The sequence below is a fragment of the Streptococcus criceti HS-6 genome (assembly GCF_000187975.2).
GTDB classification, from domain to species: Bacteria; Bacillota; Bacilli; order Lactobacillales; family Streptococcaceae; genus Streptococcus; species Streptococcus criceti.
Genome location: NZ_AEUV02000002.1, coordinates 1,597,493 through 1,614,246 on the forward strand (window position 1 = coordinate 1,597,493; position 16,754 = coordinate 1,614,246).

General features: G+C 39.1%; 18 protein-coding genes and 2 pseudogenes. 18 read left to right on the forward strand and 2 right to left on the reverse strand.

The annotated features are described in order from the left end of the window. Positions 1-27: 27 nt before the first annotated feature. Positions 28-192 (forward strand): annotated as a pseudogene (locus STRCR_RS07495) (Cna B-type domain-containing protein); the annotation flags it as partial. 93 nt (positions 193-285) lie between these two features. On the opposite strand, the gene STRCR_RS07500 reads toward STRCR_RS07495, so the two are convergent. Continuing rightward, positions 286-1,146: a LysR family transcriptional regulator gene (locus STRCR_RS07500; protein WP_004226777.1), complete on the reverse strand. Its 861-nt coding sequence runs from the start codon at positions 1,144-1,146 to the stop codon at positions 286-288. 157 nt (positions 1,147-1,303) lie between these two features. Between STRCR_RS07500 and STRCR_RS07505 the strand changes: the two genes are divergently transcribed. The 17 genes and pseudogenes from STRCR_RS07505 (at position 1,304) to xerS (ending at position 16,170) form a co-directional block, all read left to right on the forward strand. Next, positions 1,304-1,750 (forward strand): flavodoxin family protein, encoded by a 447-nt coding sequence (locus STRCR_RS07505; RefSeq protein ID WP_004228594.1) that lies wholly within the window; start codon positions 1,304-1,306, stop codon positions 1,748-1,750. Positions 1,751-1,761: 11 nt separating this feature from the next. Beyond that, on the forward strand, positions 1,762-2,508 hold the full coding sequence (locus STRCR_RS07510) for a flavodoxin family protein (RefSeq protein ID WP_004228008.1): 747 nt from the start codon (positions 1,762-1,764) through the stop codon (positions 2,506-2,508). Positions 2,509-2,575: 67 nt separating this feature from the next. Continuing rightward, entirely contained in the window at positions 2,576-3,259 is a 684-nt protein-coding gene (locus tag STRCR_RS07515) for a flavodoxin (RefSeq protein WP_004229427.1), read from the forward strand. Next, positions 3,259-4,554 (forward strand): FAD-binding oxidoreductase, encoded by a 1,296-nt coding sequence (locus tag STRCR_RS07520; protein ID WP_004227977.1) that lies wholly within the window; start codon positions 3,259-3,261, stop codon positions 4,552-4,554. The genes STRCR_RS07515 and STRCR_RS07520 overlap by 1 nt, the downstream gene beginning before the upstream one ends. 30 nt (positions 4,555-4,584) lie before the next feature. Then, positions 4,585-5,514: an alpha/beta hydrolase gene (locus STRCR_RS07525; RefSeq protein WP_004229016.1), complete on the forward strand. Its 930-nt coding sequence runs from the start codon at positions 4,585-4,587 to the stop codon at positions 5,512-5,514. 18 nt (positions 5,515-5,532) lie between these two features. Next, the gene (locus STRCR_RS07530) at positions 5,533-6,435 is read left to right on the forward strand and encodes a CE1 family esterase (protein ID WP_004229847.1); all 903 of its coding nucleotides are present in this window, start codon (positions 5,533-5,535) and stop codon (positions 6,433-6,435) included. 8 nt (positions 6,436-6,443) lie between these two features. Then, complete coding sequence (locus STRCR_RS07535) at positions 6,444-7,319, forward strand: alpha/beta hydrolase (protein WP_004226817.1); 876 nt, start codon at positions 6,444-6,446, stop codon at positions 7,317-7,319. Positions 7,320-7,329: 10 nt separating this feature from the next. Beyond that, positions 7,330-8,187, forward strand: coding sequence for an alpha/beta hydrolase (locus STRCR_RS07540; protein WP_004227239.1), 858 nt, complete (start codon positions 7,330-7,332; stop codon positions 8,185-8,187). A gap of 116 nt (positions 8,188-8,303) precedes the next feature. Next, positions 8,304-9,164, forward strand: a pseudogene (locus STRCR_RS12020) (aldo/keto reductase). A 27-nt stretch (positions 9,165-9,191) separates the two neighbouring features. Next, on the forward strand, positions 9,192-9,848 hold the full coding sequence (locus STRCR_RS07550; RefSeq protein ID WP_004225186.1) for an NAD(P)H-binding protein: 657 nt from the start codon (positions 9,192-9,194) through the stop codon (positions 9,846-9,848). A 22-nt stretch (positions 9,849-9,870) separates the two neighbouring features. Beyond that, positions 9,871-10,905 carry a zinc-dependent alcohol dehydrogenase family protein gene (locus STRCR_RS07555; protein ID WP_004226925.1) on the forward strand — a complete coding sequence of 345 codons (1,035 nt, stop codon included), beginning with the start codon at positions 9,871-9,873 and terminating at the stop codon, positions 10,903-10,905. A 199-nt stretch (positions 10,906-11,104) separates the two neighbouring features. Beyond that, a complete protein-coding gene (locus STRCR_RS07560; protein WP_040804987.1) occupies positions 11,105-11,860 on the forward strand; it encodes an SDR family NAD(P)-dependent oxidoreductase in 756 nt (251 codons plus the stop codon). Positions 11,861-12,010: 150 nt separating this feature from the next. Continuing rightward, entirely contained in the window at positions 12,011-12,883 is an 873-nt protein-coding gene (locus STRCR_RS07565) for an alpha/beta hydrolase (protein ID WP_004228973.1), read from the forward strand. A 215-nt stretch (positions 12,884-13,098) separates the two neighbouring features. After that, entirely contained in the window at positions 13,099-13,962 is an 864-nt protein-coding gene (locus STRCR_RS07570; protein ID WP_004227789.1) for an aldo/keto reductase, read from the forward strand. Positions 13,963-13,979: 17 nt separating this feature from the next. Continuing rightward, positions 13,980-14,141 carry a nuclear transport factor 2 family protein gene (locus tag STRCR_RS12145; protein ID WP_004226114.1) on the forward strand — a complete coding sequence of 54 codons (162 nt, stop codon included), beginning with the start codon at positions 13,980-13,982 and terminating at the stop codon, positions 14,139-14,141. Positions 14,142-14,507: 366 nt separating this feature from the next. Further along, complete coding sequence (locus tag STRCR_RS07575) at positions 14,508-14,888, forward strand: ATP-binding cassette domain-containing protein (RefSeq protein ID WP_081478752.1); 381 nt, start codon at positions 14,508-14,510, stop codon at positions 14,886-14,888. A gap of 211 nt (positions 14,889-15,099) precedes the next feature. After that, a complete protein-coding gene (gene xerS, locus STRCR_RS07580) occupies positions 15,100-16,170 on the forward strand; it encodes a tyrosine recombinase XerS (RefSeq protein ID WP_004225584.1) in 1,071 nt (356 codons plus the stop codon). A 79-nt stretch (positions 16,171-16,249) separates the two neighbouring features. Here the strand turns inward: xerS and queF are convergent, their stop codons facing one another. Continuing rightward, a complete protein-coding gene (gene queF / locus STRCR_RS07585; RefSeq protein ID WP_004228963.1) occupies positions 16,250-16,744 on the reverse strand; it encodes a preQ(1) synthase in 495 nt (164 codons plus the stop codon). Between the last annotated feature and the right edge of the window lie 10 nt (positions 16,745-16,754).

Consider the following 16,754-nt stretch of genomic DNA (forward strand, 5'->3'; position numbering starts at 1 on the left):
AACTATTGACAAATGGTAGAAAAAGCCATCACTTATACTGTAACAGAAGATACTGTAGCTGATTACACAACAACTTATGATGGTTACAATATCACCAATAACTATACACCGGGTAAAACAAGCCTTACAGTTACAAAAGTTTGGGATGATAACAATGACCAAGATGGTATCCGTCCAGATACTATAGGTATATGATATATCATCCTATTACTTTTCTTTTTTTCATAAATTTTTAGCAGGTACCAACCATCAGTACCTGCTTTGTTTTTATAGATTTCGTCATTCTCATTTCAAATTTGCCCAAGCAGTTTGAATGGCGGTAATGTCGTCTTTGAATTGTGATTTGTTCGTTTTCAGATAGGCAAGGTAAAAATCAATCTGTGCTGTTTCGTCGGTAATCAGCATTTCTAAACGGCGATTGTGGACTTGCCTTTCGCGCGTGAGGTGCGTAATGTTGGTAGTGAAATAAGGTAGACTCGAATAGCGCCTAATTTCATTGAAATCATCAACTTCATCTTGGTAAATGAATTTCGCATTTGGAATATTATCCTCGATAATTTGTTGCCAAATACCAATGTCGCGAAGAACCACAAAACTAAAACCAGCCATTTCTTGAAACGTCGTTTCGGTTTTATTAGCTGGAACAACCATGGCATCACTGTTAACACGTAAACTTTCCGTGCCGACATAAAGTGATTCGATGTCATCTGTTTGAATTTCTTGGTGCGTGAAAATGAGCTGATAATCTTGAGACAGCAATTTAGTAATGACATCATTTTCCGAAAGTAAATTATTATCAATGCTAATATGCTCGGATGCCACATCTTCAGCAATATAAAGTGGACCAGGAGCTACCGAACCTAATCTAATCTTTCCTGAGTGTTTCTCAAAATCTTGGATATGCTCGATAAAGGCTTGTTTGGCTTCTAGCAATTTTTCAGCTTCTTTAGCAGCTAATTGACCTGTTTCCGTTAAGCTAATGCGATTAGGAGTTCGTTTGAATAAAGTTACTCCGAGTTCGTCTTCGAGTTTTTGCATGCCTCGTGTGACCGTTGGCTGAGTGACCATAAGGTGCTCTGCTGTGGCAGAGAGCGTACCGTATTTAGCAAAAGCAACGAGGGCTTCTAAGAGGTAGTCATCAATCATGAATACTTTCCTTTCTGGTGAGTATACGTTACAAGTATACTACCATAGAAGAGAAGTAATTTTCAAATAAAAAGCCTTGGTATATAGTTTAAGTATCAAAAGGAAAGAGAGTTATTTTGAAAACAATCTTTCCTAAAGGTTAGTTGGAGGAAAAAGTATGAGTATTTTGTTTATTAATAGTAGTCCAAATCATAATGGCAATACTGCCAAATTAGCACGTGTTTTGTTGGCAGGACATGACTATCAAACGCTAGATTTAGCAGATTATAAATTGTATGCTTATGGTCAAAATTTCGCTGATGATCAACTAGACGATGTGATGACAGAAGTTGCCAAGGCTGACACAATCGTTATTGGCTCTCCTGTTTATTGGCATAATTTAAATGGTTTATTGCGTAATTTCTTAGACCGTCAATACGGTCGAGTGGCTCCTGAATTTGCTGGAAAACGTTTGTTCTTTCTCTTTCAAGGACAAGCACCAACTCCAGAAATTCTAGCTGCTGGTGAATACACAATGAGTCGTTTTGCAGGTTATTATGACATGGATTATATGGGAATGGCCTACAATGCCAGCCAAGCCAAGAAATTAGCTAAGGAAGTTTAAGGAAGGGTTTGATGATGAAAAAAATATTACTTGCGGGAATGTTGCTATTCTCAACTTTAACCATAACAGCATGCCGTCAGGGAAATCAATCTTCAAATACTTCAGATAGTAGTACCACGCAAATTTCTGGCGGAAAGATGGATACTAGTCAGATTAATGCACCACAAGTTGGTTTATCAGATGACGATTGGAACAATAGTCTTGGAACAGTTTCTGATGGTCAAGACACCAATAGTGAGAATCCAGCCACACGAATTCTTACGGATGATGCTGATAGTATTGTGATTTACTTTTCACGGTCAGGATCAACGGAATTACTTGCCAGTAAAGTTCAAGCAGTTTCAAATGCAGATGTTTTAGAATTGACGGTTTCAGAGCCTTATAGTTCAGATTATGGTGAAACGGTTGAACGCGCAAATGAGGAGCGTGAAGTTGATAATGATCCTGTGCTAAATGTAGATGTCTCTGATTTATCGCAATATCAAACGGTTTATCTCGGTTATCCTATCTGGGGCATGACCTTAGCAGAACCAATGGCTAGTTTTTTAGAAGAATATGGAGATGAGCTAGCAGGTAAAACCCTTGCGCCCTTTTCAACGAATGGTGGATATGGTTTAGGCTCAAGCGTTGATCGGATAGCATCAATTCTTAGTGACCAAGGAGTTGATGCCAACATTACAGATGCTTACGAAATCGAAGGTAATAAAGTTGACCAAGCAGACGCAAGCTTACTAGATTGGTTTGAACAATTACCATAGGATAAAACTGTTGACTTGGAGTTAACTCTAAAGTGTATACTAAGAAAAATTGAAAAAGGGGAATACTATGAAAAAACGGTTAATGATTTTTGTAGCGGTTATTGCCGTTGCAGTTGTCGCAGTAGGAGGTTGGTTATTTTATCGTCGTTCACAAACAACGAATGCTGGGTCCAATGCTGATTCTGTGACGACAGCATCAACAAGTCTCCAAACAGATAGTGATTTGTCTGGAGATCATGATGTCTTGGTGGTTTATTTTTCACGCACAGAAGGTGTTTGGAATGGTCCGCTAGAAATTGGAAATACGGCGCGTGTTGCTAATTTCATCCAAGAGGCAACCAATGCTGATACTTATGAAATTATTCCTGAGGAAGATTACCCAACGGACTACGAAGAAACGACTGAGCGAGCTCAAGAGGAACAAGATGAAGATGCTCGTCCAGCCATAAAAGGTGATTTACCAGATGTGACAGGTTATGAATATATCTTTATCGGAGCACCTGTTTGGTGGGGAGAATATCCGATGATTGTCAGAACATTCTTGGACGTTGAAGCAAATGATTTGCAAGATAAGACATTGATTCCATTTACAACACATGAGGGGTCAGGTCTTGGAAATACGCAAAGTCAACTAGAAAGTCAATTTCCAAATGCAACTGTCTTGGACGGCTTTTCCGTTCGTGGGTCAAATGCTGCTGACGCTCAAGATGATGTGACAGACTGGTTAGAAGATATTGGAGTAACAAATTAATGTTAAAACGCTATCCCTTAGCTTTATACATCACTTGGATACTTATTTTAGGTATCGTACCCTTGCCCTTGATTTTTGTGTTAAATCATCAATTGGTGTCGAGTTTTAGTGATTTGCTTATTTATGATTTTGGGCTTTTGGCTTATGTTTGGTGGCTTGTGATTATTTATTTATCGACACGTCCAAAATGGTTAGACCGTTTAATTGGTTTACCAGCCATGTACTTTGTGCATGGTTTTCTGGGTGTTCTGGCTCTAGTGGTTGCCTTTTTGCACCGTCAGTTAGCATTTACGTATCATGAAGCCATTCGTTTGACGGGAGATTTGGCTTTTTACCTAGCCTTGTTTGGCATTTTATACGCGAGTTTCTTTATGTCAGGTTGGTTTGTCGATCGTTTTCCTTTGGCAAAAATAGCAAAGCAGAAGTTGCAGGTCTTTTTTAAACACCAATTGTCCGTTTGGATACATCGCTTGCATTTCTTTGTTGTTGGGTTAATTTGGTTACATGTTCATCTGATACCACGAATAGCAAATCTGACAGCTTTTATACTGCTATTTGACATCTATACTGCATTAGCAATTGGTTGTTATGCCTATCAAAAATTTGTTGGGCGCTACGCTGAAAAAACGATTGGAACCATCGTGGCAAATGAGTCTTTATCCCCCACTGTTCAAGCTTTGACTGTAGCATTGGCAGACAAACAAGCATATCAAGCAGGTGATTTTTATTTTATGCGGTTAAATGGTAAAGGCTTGTCAAAAGAAAATCATCCTTTTTCGGTTGCTTCTTCTCCAGATGAGCTTCCAAATCAAGTCCGTTTTATGATTCAATCTGTTGGAGATTACACAGCCAAAATCAACCAAATTCCAATCGGAACAAAAGTCTACTTGGAAGGACCATTTGGACGCTTTGATAGACTTGTTAAACAAGACCCTAGTGCGCCACTGATTTTATATGGTTTAGGTTCAGGAATTGCTCCGCTTTATAGCATGGCAAAAACTTATGCACCATTAGGACGTCAGATTCATGTGATTTGGTCTGCTAAAAATGAAAAGGAAATGTATTTGCACCAAGATTTCCAAAATTTAGCCGAACAATACGATAACGTCATTTATACAGGAAAAGCTCACCGTTTCACGCAGGAAGAGTTAAATGACATCATGTCTTTGAAAGAAATCAACACAGGACAATTTTTCATTGTCGGCTCAGCTCAAATCGTTCTAAAAGTTGAAGCACAACTCAACGCCATGGGAATTGATAAAAAGAGGTTACATGATGAACGGTTGACCATGTAATTCAATGTATTGAATCAAAGGAGGATGACCATGCAAAAACGATTGATTTTAGTAGTCATAGGACTTGTCATTTTAGCAGTAGCAGGCGGTGGCTGGCTAATCTATCAACAAAATGCCAGCCAAGCAAAGGAGGTAACTCAAACGACTAATCATAAAACCACAAGCAGCCAATTACAAACCTTGGATTATAAGATAGATTATGACGGAAAAACATATGACAAAAATGCCGTTGTCTACGTTCCAGACAGTTACCAAGACAATAGTCCGATGAATATTTTTTACCTCATGCACGGCTCAACGATGAATAATGTTGATTTTGCAGAAACCATGCAACCTTTGTTTGACCAATGGATTGCCTCTGGTGATATGGCTCCCATGCTCGTTGTTTTTCCGACTTATTATCCAGATAGTAGTTTTGTGGTAAGCAATTATACTGAAGATTACCCGCTTAATCATTTTTTTGCTACCGATGAGGTAAAAACAGTAATGAAAACCGTTGAGTCGCAATTGACAACCTACGCTGCCAAGGATACTAGTGATACTTCTTTTGAAAATAGCAGAGCTCACAGAGCATTTGGTGGTTATTCAATGGGTGGCATTACAACATGGGATGTTTTAGTATCTCAAAGTCAGTTTTTCCACGATTACATGCCAATGGCTGGGGATAGTTGGATAGGACAAATCACAGGAGATTCTAGTGATGAAGCCGTCGCAGACACCTTGGCTTCTGGCTTAGAAGATAATAATTACCAAACAAATGATGTCAAAATAATAGCTATGGTTGGTGAAAACGATGGTACCAAATATAGTATGCAACCCCAAATCAATGCCCTTTTAAGAAATCATAGTGACCTCATTACTGATGATAATCTGATTTATTGGGAAAATGCTAATGGTGGGCATAATCAAGAATCCTTAGAATTAGAAGTTCAACATGGCGTAGCTTATCTTTTTCAATAAAAGAAGGTAGGTGTTTTGATGAAGAAAACGTTAATTCTGCTTATTTCCATTATCGGTCTATCTTTTGCGTTTATAGTCATACGAAATATGACTTCTCAGAGAGAAAATTCGGCATCAAATGCAGAAGTCACCAGTTATCAAGTTAGTGATAATAAAACGATATATGTTTATGGGAAGGAATCCCTTTTAGAAGGAAATAAAAAGCTTCCTTTGGTTCTCTTTTTAAATGGAACAGGTAGAAATCCTAGACAACAAGCTTTAGAGTCTGGTTGGGTAGCAAAGGCGCGTGAAGAAAATATTATTCTTATTGTGCCCGAATATAACGATTATGCCACTTATTCTGAAGTTGACTATCTTGTGTCTGTTATTGAGCAGGCAGAGCAACTTTTTCCAGTTGATACTAGTCGTATCTATTCACTTGGTTTTTCAAATGGTGGTGCAATATCAGTCGCTTTAGCAGCAAGGTATCCTGAACTTTTGGCAGGAATTGCAGCTTATGGTTGGCAAGTTAGTTTGGAAGAACCAAAAATGGGCTATCAAATTCCTTTTCAAGTCACTCAAGGGACAAATGAAGCCACAGAATATGATAATGTGGGTAATCCTATGGTTAGAAGTGATACTGCAGATTCAATTCGAAGCCTATTGCTTTATAATAATATGATTACAAATAGCACACAAGTGGATTATGCTTCTACCCCGTACTGGGGATATGAAGCTGACGAACAATTTAGCCAAACAGTAAATCACACAACGTGGACAATCAGTAACTATTTTAAAGATGATTATGCTTATCCTTTTGCTCAATTCATTTTAATTGAAGGTGCTGATCATCGTGTTCATCGATCAGAAGCAGATTATTCTTGGGATTTTCTTAATCATTTTATGCGTCAAGAAGATGCTTCTTTAGAGGAATCTAGTTAGGAGGGAGAATGTTTACTGAGAAAACAACTTTACAAGACATTTATGATACGCAGGAGTTTGCAGGCTTTGCGCGCAGATTATTCCCGCTTGACCTTAATCTATCTCCCAAAATGACTTTGGCCGAGGTAACCAAAGCACTCCCGTGGTACAATTCCTATGCTTTACCATCACGTACCGTATCGATTATGAATGAATTACGGGGACATGTGCGAGCAGGACAGACCATATTTTATGAGATTTATAGCCCAGAGGAGCAAGCAAAAGACCCTAGCAAGAAACGAACGGGGCTTGTCTTTTTTCAAGGCAATCCGAATCAACGTGTTGCTATTGTCAATGCAGGCGGAGCTTTTCAATTTGTAGGTGCTTTACAAGATAGTTTTCCACATTGCCAATACCTTGCACGACAAGGCTATAATGCTTTTGCTTTAATTTATAGACCTGGGGCGAAAACAGGTCAAGAGGATTTAGCCAGAGCAATTGCTTTTTTACATGAGCATGAAAAAGAGCTTGAAATTGATATGACTGATTACTCTCTTTGGGGAGGTTCAGCTGGTGCTCGTCTTGCTGCTTGGCTTGGAAATAAGGGAACAGAACCTTTTGGAGAATTCGCTTATCCAAAAGCAGGAGCCATTGTGATGCAATATACTGGCTTTAATCAAGTGACTGGTCAAGAACCATCGACGATGGCTGTTGTAGGAACAGCAGATTGGATAGCTGATTATCAGGTAATGCAAGCAAGAATTGCTGCTATTTGTAAAAATGGAACGCCAGCTATTTGCAATGTTTATCAGCACCTTAACCATGGTTTTGGTCTGGGTGAAGGAACTGTGGCAGAAGGCTGGATTGATAAAGCAATTCATTTCTGGAAAGAAAATATGAGATGAGGTGATGTTGATGACAGTTTCAAAACAATTGCGCGACATTCCTAAAGACTACTTTTTGCCATGTTCAAAAGCAGGGCGGTTAGAAGTTTTAAAATACAGCACTTATGAATCATTTTCGTATACCTCTTCTCAGCCAATTCCTTTGGAAAAAGAAGCGATTGTCTATCTGCCCTATGGTTATACGGAAAGTCAATCCTATCCTGTCGTTTATCTTAGCCATGGTGGCTGGTCAAATGAGAAAACAACCATGGGAACAGCGCAATCTCCTCGACCATTCAAGCATATCGTTGATCATGCTATCTTAAATGGTGATATGGTACCGATGATTATTGTTAATTTAACCTACAATAACACAAGTCCTAAAGACAGTAGTGATTATCATTTAGCTATTGACTTGACCAATCGTTATCACCATGAATTTGTCAATGATTTAATTCCTGCTGTTGAGGAAAAATATGCTACTTTTGCAACATCAACAAGTCAAGAAGATTTGAAAAAATCACGATACTATCGCGCCTTTAGTGGTTTTTCAATGGGGTCAGTTAATACTTGGAGAATATTTGAGCATGCCCTTGACTATGTTTACTATTTCAATCCAATGAGTGGTAATGTGTCAACACCAGCGCGTGTTTTTGCAGAAATAGCAGAGCAGAAACAGGCTGATTTTTTCATTTATGCTGCAACAGGAACAGCAGATTTTGCTTATCAAGCTTTTAAAAATCAAATTTTAGCATTAGCCAGTGAGGCTCCAAAACAATTTAAATGGGAAGATAATCTGATTTTCAGAGAACGAAAAGGCGCTAAGCATGATTATGATGCCGTTTGTGTTTATACTTACAATGCTTTAAGTATCTTTTGGAAATCCTAAGCTAAATCGAACTAAACCAGCATACGTAAAACGCATGCTAGCTTAGCACATAAGTAATGTACTTTTGAGCCATTTAGACGTAAAATGTAGGCATAAAAAAGAACGAGGTAAAAATAATGACAGAAACAATTACTTTAAATGATGGCAATCGTATTCCAGCAGTTGGGTTTGGTGTTTTCCAAATTCCTGCAGACGGTTCGACCTATACAGCTGTTAAGGAAGCTTTAGAAGTTGGTTACCGTCATATTGACACAGCGCAAGCTTATTTTAACGAAAAAGAAGTTGGACAAGCTATCAAAGATTCAGGCATTCCACGTGATGAAATCTTTGTCACTAGCAAACTTTGGATTCAAGATTATGCTTACGAAACTGCTAAAGCAACCATTGATGCAACCTTGGAAAAAATGGGGCTTGATTACCTTGACCTCTACCTGCTTCACCAACCTTATGGCAAAGTCTAGGAAGCTTGGAAAGCTCTAGAAGAAGCCAAAGCAGCTGGTAAAATCAAATCAATCGGTGTGTCAAACTTCACGCCAAACTTTTGGAATCAATTTGTTCCACATTTCAATACGATTCCAGCTGTTAACCAAGTAGAATTCAACCCCTATTTCCAACAAAAAGCTCTACGTGACTTGCTTGCAAAAGATGATGTTAAAATCGAAGCTTGGGCGCCACTCGGACAAGGAAATAAAGACTTATTTGCCGAACCAATCATCACAGCCTTGGCTAACAAATATGGCAAAGATGCTGGGCAAATTATTTTGAGATTTGAAGTGCAAGAAGGCATCATTGTCTTGCCAAAATCAACCAAGAAAGTTCGCATGGCATCAAACAAAGAACTCTTTGATTTTGAATTGACCGCTGAAGAAATGGCAGAGCTTCGTGCCCTTGACAAAGGAAAAGGTGCTCATGACCCAGACGCACCAGGTGTTGGAGATTATCTCTTGTCAGCTTATGACATTCATGCTAATGATTAATCTTTAAGATTGTTTGAGGAATAGTAGATGAAAAATGTTTTAATTTTGGGTGCCAATGGACAAATTGCACGGATTGTGGCGAAGCGTCTTTTGAGCGAACAAGCTGATGTTCAATTGACACTTTATTTACGAAAAAGTCATCGTGTTGATGACTTAGTGGCTATTAATTCTGCACGTGTAAGGACAGTAGATGCTGATATTCATGACCAAGAAGCGTTAGATAAGGCTGTTCAAGGACAAGATATTGTTTTTATTTCAAATGTTGACCATGACCCTAATAACGAACTGACTCAAGGCGTTATTACAGCAATGATTAAAAATGATGTTAAACGTGTTATAGCTTCAAATGTTTTAGGAATTTACGGAGAAGTTCCTGGAGAATATGGTCGTTGGAATACAGAAATGCTTACGCAAGCAGGGCTCAATCGAGCTCGACGTTCTGACGAATTGTTAGAAAAATCAGGCTTAGATTACACAACTTTACGTTTGCCTTGGTTAAATGACCGTGATGAGGTGAAATACAGTATTACGCACAAAGGAGAATCGTATGTCGGTGTCTCTGGCTCACGTCAAAGTATGGCAGACGTTGTCGTCAAAATGATTGCTGATCCAACTTACCTCAATAGAGAAAGTATAGGTCTTGCAGACCCCGATACTCAAGGATTGACACGTCCTGTTTATTAAGATAAATAGAGAAGGAGAAAAAATGAAAGTCGCAACATTTATTGAACCAGGGAAAATGACAGTTACTGAAGCACCTGTACCAGACATTCAAAAAGACACAGATGCCATTATTAAGATTGTTCGCGCGTGTGTCTGTGGTTCCGACCTTTGGTGGTTTAGAGGCATTTCTAAACGCGAACCAAATTCTTATACTGGACATGAAGCTATCGGCATTGTTGAAACAGTCGGAAATGCGGTGACCTCAGTTAAAGCTGGCGATTTTGTCATTGTTCCATTTACACATGGTTGTGGTAAATGCGCTGCTTGCCGTGCTGGTTTTGATGGCAATTGTACCAATATGGAACCAGGTGGTAACGCTGGCTATCAAGGTGAATATCTCCGTTTTACAAATGCTGATTGGGCACTTATTAAAATTCCTGGACAACCGTCTGACTATTCAGATGACGTATTGAATTCCCTCTTGACTTTGGCTGATGTGATGGCAACTGGTTATCATTCTGCTAAAACAGCAGAGGTCAAAGCTGGCGATACTGTTGTTGTCATGGGAGACGGTGCCGTTGGTTTGTGTGGCGTTATTGGCGCTAAATTATTGGGGGCAACACGCATTATTGCCATGAGCCGCCATGCTGATCGACAAGCTTTAGCAAAAGAATTCGGCGCAACTGATATTGTAGCTGAACGTGGTGATGAAGCCGTTGAAAAAGTTATGGCATTGACAAATGGTGCTGACGCTGTTTTAGAATGTGTTGGAACTGAGCAATCAGTTGAAACAGCTGTCAATGTCTGCCGTCCAGGTGCCGTGATTGGTCGTGTAGGTGTTCCTCAAAAAGCAGAAATGAACACCAATGCACTCTTCTGGAAAAATATTGGTTTACGAGGTGGTGTTGCCTCAGTAACTACTTATGACAAAGAACTACTTCTTGATGCTGTCTTAACTGGAAAAATTAATCCAGGTAAAGTCTTTACCAAACGCTTCAATCTCGATGATATTCAAGCGGCTTATGAAGCTATGGATAAACGTGAAGCGATTAAATCTTTAGTCATTGTATCAGAATAAAGTAACTTAAAACCAGCTGTTCAAAGCTGGATTTTCATTTGAATTCAGTATACGTATAGTGTATACTAGCTTGCTTTAAAAGTAATTTTCAAGTGAAGCAGTAAGCAGTATACTAATGATGTTGAAAGGTTGATAACCTCTCGCTATTTTTAGAATCAGCTAAAAATTGATGAATTATCCTAAAATGGAGGAAATGATGATGTCTAAACAATTTGAAAATAAAGTTGCCGTTGTAACGGGCGGCGGTTCTGGAATTGGTCGTACTATTGCTGAACGGTATGCCAACGAAGGAGCAAAAGTTATTATCGCAGGACGTCGAGAAAATGTGTTAAAAGAAGTGGCAGATAACAATAAAAATATTTCTTATGTTGTGGCTGATATTACAAATTCAGATGACGTTGCTAAAATTGTTAAAACCGTTGAAACTGATTTTAATGGTCAGTTAGATATCTTGGTAAATAATGCAGGTTGGGCTCCTGTAACGCCGCTAAAAGAATTGACATTAGCGGATTATGACCGTGCTTTTGCCCTAGATGTTCGAGCTCTTTTGGATATGACTATTCAAACTTTACCATTTATTCTCAAAGCCAAGGGAACGATTATTAATTTATCAACTGTTGGAGCGCAACACCGTGGTCCGAATATGTCGATGTATCTTGGTGCCAAGGCTGCTGTTGAAAACTTTACACGTGTTTGGGCAATGGAATTGGCTGCTGACGGCGTGCGTGTTAATGCTATTGCCCCTGGAACTATTGCAACTGATATCTGGAATCAAACTGATTTGTCAGAAGAAGATGCTAAGGCGCATATGGATAATATTATCAGTATGATTCCTTTGCGTTATGTTGGAGCGAGTGAGGATATTGCGAATGCTGCCGCTTATCTCGCTTCTGAACAAGCACGATACGTTACTGGTGCTATTCTAGCAGTTGATGGTGGTATGGGAGCGAGTTAATGGTATGCAAATGGCGTATGCTTGGTATGCTCCAAAAGTAATTTTCAAAGTTTAGTGAAGAGGTTATACTATAACCAATATTAGTAAAGCAAGTTTTGCTTACGGCTAAGTCAGTTGACTGACTTAAATACAAGAAATGAGGAAAACATCATGACAATTCAAAATGTAACATTTAAAAATAAAGCTTTAGACCTTCGTTTGGCTGGGCAACTTTATTTGCCAGCAGAATTTGATGGGACTAAAAATTATGCGGCTATTGTTGTTACAGGACCAATGCTTTCAGTTAAAGAACAAGCACAAGCAACTTATGCTAATCTCTTGGCAAAAGCTGGTTATGTTGCCCTAACTTTTGACGGGGCTTACTTTGGTGAAAGCGAAGGTTTCCCACGCCAACAAGAACTTCCTGATGTTAAAGAAACAGACATTGAAGGGGCAGTTGATTTCTTAGAAAGTTTGCCATATGTTGACAATAATCGTATTGGTGGACTTGGTATTTGCGGTTCTGGTTCATACATGTCAGTTGCAGGTGTTAAAGAACCACGTCTCAAAGCCATTACAGCGGTAGTGCCAGCTATTTCAGATATTTCAACATCTCCAATGACGAATTTCTTTATGCCAGAAGATGAAGTGAAAGCAGCGAAAGAAGCTTATGAAAATGGTTCAGGTGAATTAGTTCATCTTAATTTCCAACCACGTGCTTTTGAAGAAGGCGCTCAATACTATTACAGTGCTCGTGGAAATCGTCCACGTTGGAGCAATCAAGTCGTTGCTTGGAGCCAATTAGAACTCATCAAGTACAATGTCACAGAAATCATGAAAGAGATGACAAAACCTTACTTGGTTATCACTGCTGAAAATGCTTGGAGTCAACCAGCATCACGTGAAATCTTTGACGCCGCTAAAAGCGCTATCAAAGAATGGGTTGTCATTCCTGAAGCAAGCCATTTCGATATGTATGACTTGTATCCCTTCGTTGATGAAGCAGCAGAAGCCATTCTACCATTCTTTAATGATAATCTTTAATCATTACTATTAAAATAGATTTCTATGTCAACTTATTTTTAGTACAATATACGATTTTTTAGGTACAGTCTACTTGTTAAACTGTACCTTTTATTTTCCAATTTCTAACCATACGCCAACTGCATACTAGCATAGAAAAGAAGTAATTTTAAAAGTAGCAGTAGCATTTTATAATAAAATCATCAAGAAAATGATTAACCAAGGGAGAAAAAATAATGATTCAACAACCTACAATAACACTTAATAATGGCGTTAAAATGCCCATGGTCGGCTTTGGTGTTTTCCAAATTCCTGACCCAGATGTTTGTCAAAAAGCTGTCGAAGAAGCTATCGAAACAGGCTACCGTTTAATCGACACCGCGGAAGCTTATGGCAACGAAGAAGCCGTCGGCAAAGCTATCAAAGCTTCAGGTGTTCCGCGTGAAGAACTCTTTATCACAACAAAAGCTTTCATTCAACACATTAATTACGAAGGTGCCAAGGAGGCTTTTGAAGAATCGCTGCGTAAACTTGATACTGATTACATCGACCTTTATTTGCTTCACCAACCTGCGGGTGATACTTTTGGAGCATGGCGTGCGCTGGAAGAACTTTACAAAGACGGAAAAATTCGTGCCATTGGTGTAGCAAATTTCGAAGATGACCAATTAGCTAACCTTGCTATTTTCAATGATGTCATTCCTGCTGTAAATCAGATTGAACTTCATGTCTTTAATCAAAAAGATGATTCTGTCGCTTACCAAGCGTCTAAAGGTGTTCAAGTTGAAAGCTGGGGTGCTTTTGCTGAAGGACGATTTGATGTCTTTAACAATCCTGTTCTAAAAGCTATCGCTGATAAATACGGCAAAACAACTGCCCAAGTCATGCTTCGCTGGCAATTACAACGTGGTATCGTTAGCTTATCAAAATCAGCCAAACCAGAACGTGTCCGCCAAAATTTTGATATTTTTGACTTCAAATTATCTGACGACGACATGGCACAAATCAAAACACTCAATACGAATACAACTGTCTTTGCAGACCACCACGAAGCCGCAACAGTTGAACTCCTAGCGGGTTTTGTCGGAAAATCGTTTTAAAATAGAGGAGAATTGTTATGGTCGAAGTAGTACAAAAATTATCAGAGAAAATCTTAGCTGCAATTCAGACAGGAAATTTACAAACAGTAGATAGTCTCATCTCAAATAATGCTGTATTTGTACACATGGGTGTTTGCCTTGATAAAAAAGTGAATTTGAAGCTATTGGGAAGGGCTTAATTGCAGTCAAAAAGGTTGATGTTGCTGAAGAAAAAACGATTCTTAGCGGAGCAACAACCGTTATTCTTAGAAAATTGCAATTAACAGCAGTAGTGCAAGGAAATGAAGTGACCAATCCTTTTGTTGTTGCGGAAACGTACACCAAAGACAATGCAGGAAATTGGTTGCTGATGTCAACGACCTATACTCGTATCGCTATCGACTACGACGATTATCATATTTAGTAGAAAATTCGTTATTAATCAAGAAGGTCATATTACTATGGCTTTTCTTATTGAAAAGGAGAAACATGGCTCAAAAAGTTCAAAAATTTGGTATGGTATTACCAATTGTATTGCTTAGTTATTTAAAGAAGCCAAAAAAAAGATTTACCAACATGCCTATGACTTACTCGAAACAATAGCAATAGCAGATTTGGCAGATATGAATATCCGCCAAGTACCGGGCGGTCAGCTCCAGCGTGCCAGTATCTGTCGGGCGCTTATTAATCAGCCTGATATCATATTTGCGGACGAACCAACAGGAGCACTCAATTCCCAAATGAGCCTAGAAGTTATGAGTATTTTCCAAAAACTAAACCAAGAAGGAAGGACCATCATCCTCATCACCCATGACAGCCATGTAGCCTCCTATGGAAAACGCTGCCTGTTCATGAAAGACGGCCAGATCATTTCTGAAATCATAAAGGAGGAAACAGAAGATTTCCTACTAAATATTGAACACGAAGCGAAAAAATTAGGGATATAAGACATAAGACTAGTCCTTGATAAAAACCAGTTGCATAAAAGAAATTTATGTGGCTGGTTTTAGTTACTCGAAAAGTTTGGGTATTAATCGTTTCGAGTATTTGTTATAACTTCTTTCCGAAAAACTGTAATTTTCTTGAAAAATATATAGGGGCGTGATATACTACTGTCTAGATAAAAACTATTTATTTAAACCTAAGGAAAACGAACTTATGAAACGTGAACGATTGTTAGAAAAAATCGAGGAATTAAAGGCTCTTATGCCCTGGTATGTGCTGGACTATTACCAATCCAAGCTCTCCATTCCTTATAGCTTTACGACCCTCTATGAATATCTCAAGGAATATCGCCGTTTCTTTGAATGGCTCATAGATGCTGATTTGACAGATGTTAAAGCTATTGCTGACATTCCTCTTGATGTACTGGAGCATTTGACCAAGAAAGATATGGAGACTTTTATCCTCTATTTGCGTGAACGTCCCTCGCTCAATACCTATTCAACCAAGCAAGGGGTTTCTCAGACAACAATCAATCGCACCTTGTCAGCCTTATCCAGTCTCTACAAGTATCTGACTGAGGAGGTTGAGAACGATCAAGGTGAGCCTTATTTCTACCGCAATGTTATGAAAAAAGTTTCCACTAAAAAGAAAAAGGAAACACTTGCTGCCAGAGCGGAAAATATCAAGCAGAAACTCTTTTTAGGTGATGAAACCATGGAGTTTTTGGACTATGTCGATAAGGAATATGAAGGTAAACTTTCCAATCGGGCCAAATCATCTTTCCGAAAAAATAAGGAACGTGATCTAGCCATTATCGCCTTGCTGCTGGCTTCTGGTGTGCGTTTGTCCGAGGCAGTTAATCTGGATATGAAGGACCTTAACCTCAATATGATGGTCATCGAGGTTACTCGTAAAGGCGGCAAGCGGGATTCGGTTAATGTTGCAGGCTTTGCTAAGCCCTACTTAGAAGACTATCTCAAAGTCCGTAAAAGCCGCTACAAGGCTGAAAAGCAAGATACTGCGCTTTTTCTTTCCGAATATCGTGGGGTTCCCAATCGTATGGATGCCTCTAGCATTGAAAAAATGGTCGGTAAATACTCTCAGGATTTTAAAATCCGTGTGACACCTCATAAACTTCGACATACATTGGCGACTCGCCTTTATGATGCCACCAAATCCCAAGTACTCGTCAGTCACCAATTGGGTCACGCTTCTACTCAGGTCACTGACCTCTACACCCATATCGTCAACGATGAGCAAAAGAATGCTTTAGACAACCTATAGAAACGTAATATAAATTATGTAAACCATGTAATTAAACAAAACTGCAATTCCGATTGGGAGCTGCAGTTTTTTGGGTGTCTTAACGATTATCAATCGTTTCTGGATACAGATCGTGGTTCATCAAACGGTAATTAGCCATCTCTTCATACTTGGTACCCGGACGACCGTAATTGAAGTAAGGGTCGATGGAAATACCGCCCCGTGGGGTGAATTTGCCCCAGACTTCTAGGTAGCGTGGCTTAAGTAAGTCGATCAGATCCTTACCGATGGTATTGATACAATTTTCATGGAAATCACCGTGGTTGCGATACGAAAAAAGATAGAGTTTAAGCGATTTGGACTCAACGCAGAGCTCGTCTGGAATGTAGGAGAGATAAATCGTGGCAAAGTCCGGCTGTCCGGTGATAGGGCAGAGTGAGGTGAATTCAGGACAGTTGAACTTGATAAAATAATCGTTGTCCTGATGACGGTTTTGAAAGGATTCTAAGATACTTGGATCGTAATCAAAAACATAAGGGACCTGCTGATTGCCCAGCAGGGTTAGGTCTTTCATTTCTTTGGAGTTATTTGCCATGCTGCTACTT

What these genes read in the sequence shown, in the direction of transcription:
- STRCR_RS07550 (WP_004225186.1), top strand. Translation starts at nt 9,192, where the DNA reads ATGAAAAATGTTTTAATTTTGGGTGCCAATGGACAAATTGCACGGATT.
- STRCR_RS07515 (WP_004229427.1), top strand. Translation starts at nt 2,576, where the DNA reads ATGAAAAAACGGTTAATGATTTTTGTAGCGGTTATTGCCGTTGCAGTT.
- queF (WP_004228963.1), bottom strand. Translation starts at nt 16,744, where the DNA reads ATGGCAAATAACTCCAAAGAAATGAAAGACCTAACCCTGCTGGGCAAT.
- STRCR_RS07570 (WP_004227789.1), top strand. Translation starts at nt 13,099, where the DNA reads ATGATTCAACAACCTACAATAACACTTAATAATGGCGTTAAAATGCCC.
- STRCR_RS07530 (WP_004229847.1), top strand. Translation starts at nt 5,533, where the DNA reads ATGAAGAAAACGTTAATTCTGCTTATTTCCATTATCGGTCTATCTTTT.
- STRCR_RS07540 (WP_004227239.1), top strand. Translation starts at nt 7,330, where the DNA reads ATGACAGTTTCAAAACAATTGCGCGACATTCCTAAAGACTACTTTTTG.
- STRCR_RS07520 (WP_004227977.1), top strand. Translation starts at nt 3,259, where the DNA reads ATGTTAAAACGCTATCCCTTAGCTTTATACATCACTTGGATACTTATT.
- STRCR_RS07555 (WP_004226925.1), top strand. Translation starts at nt 9,871, where the DNA reads ATGAAAGTCGCAACATTTATTGAACCAGGGAAAATGACAGTTACTGAA.
- xerS (WP_004225584.1), top strand. Translation starts at nt 15,100, where the DNA reads ATGAAACGTGAACGATTGTTAGAAAAAATCGAGGAATTAAAGGCTCTT.
- STRCR_RS07510 (WP_004228008.1), top strand. Translation starts at nt 1,762, where the DNA reads ATGATGAAAAAAATATTACTTGCGGGAATGTTGCTATTCTCAACTTTA.
- STRCR_RS07525 (WP_004229016.1), top strand. Translation starts at nt 4,585, where the DNA reads ATGCAAAAACGATTGATTTTAGTAGTCATAGGACTTGTCATTTTAGCA.
- STRCR_RS07535 (WP_004226817.1), top strand. Translation starts at nt 6,444, where the DNA reads ATGTTTACTGAGAAAACAACTTTACAAGACATTTATGATACGCAGGAG.
- STRCR_RS07500 (WP_004226777.1), bottom strand. Translation starts at nt 1,146, where the DNA reads ATGATTGATGACTACCTCTTAGAAGCCCTCGTTGCTTTTGCTAAATAC.
- STRCR_RS07565 (WP_004228973.1), top strand. Translation starts at nt 12,011, where the DNA reads ATGACAATTCAAAATGTAACATTTAAAAATAAAGCTTTAGACCTTCGT.
- STRCR_RS07505 (WP_004228594.1), top strand. Translation starts at nt 1,304, where the DNA reads ATGAGTATTTTGTTTATTAATAGTAGTCCAAATCATAATGGCAATACT.
- STRCR_RS12145 (WP_004226114.1), top strand. Translation starts at nt 13,980, where the DNA reads ATGGTCGAAGTAGTACAAAAATTATCAGAGAAAATCTTAGCTGCAATT.
- STRCR_RS07560 (WP_040804987.1), top strand. Translation starts at nt 11,105, where the DNA reads ATGTCTAAACAATTTGAAAATAAAGTTGCCGTTGTAACGGGCGGCGGT.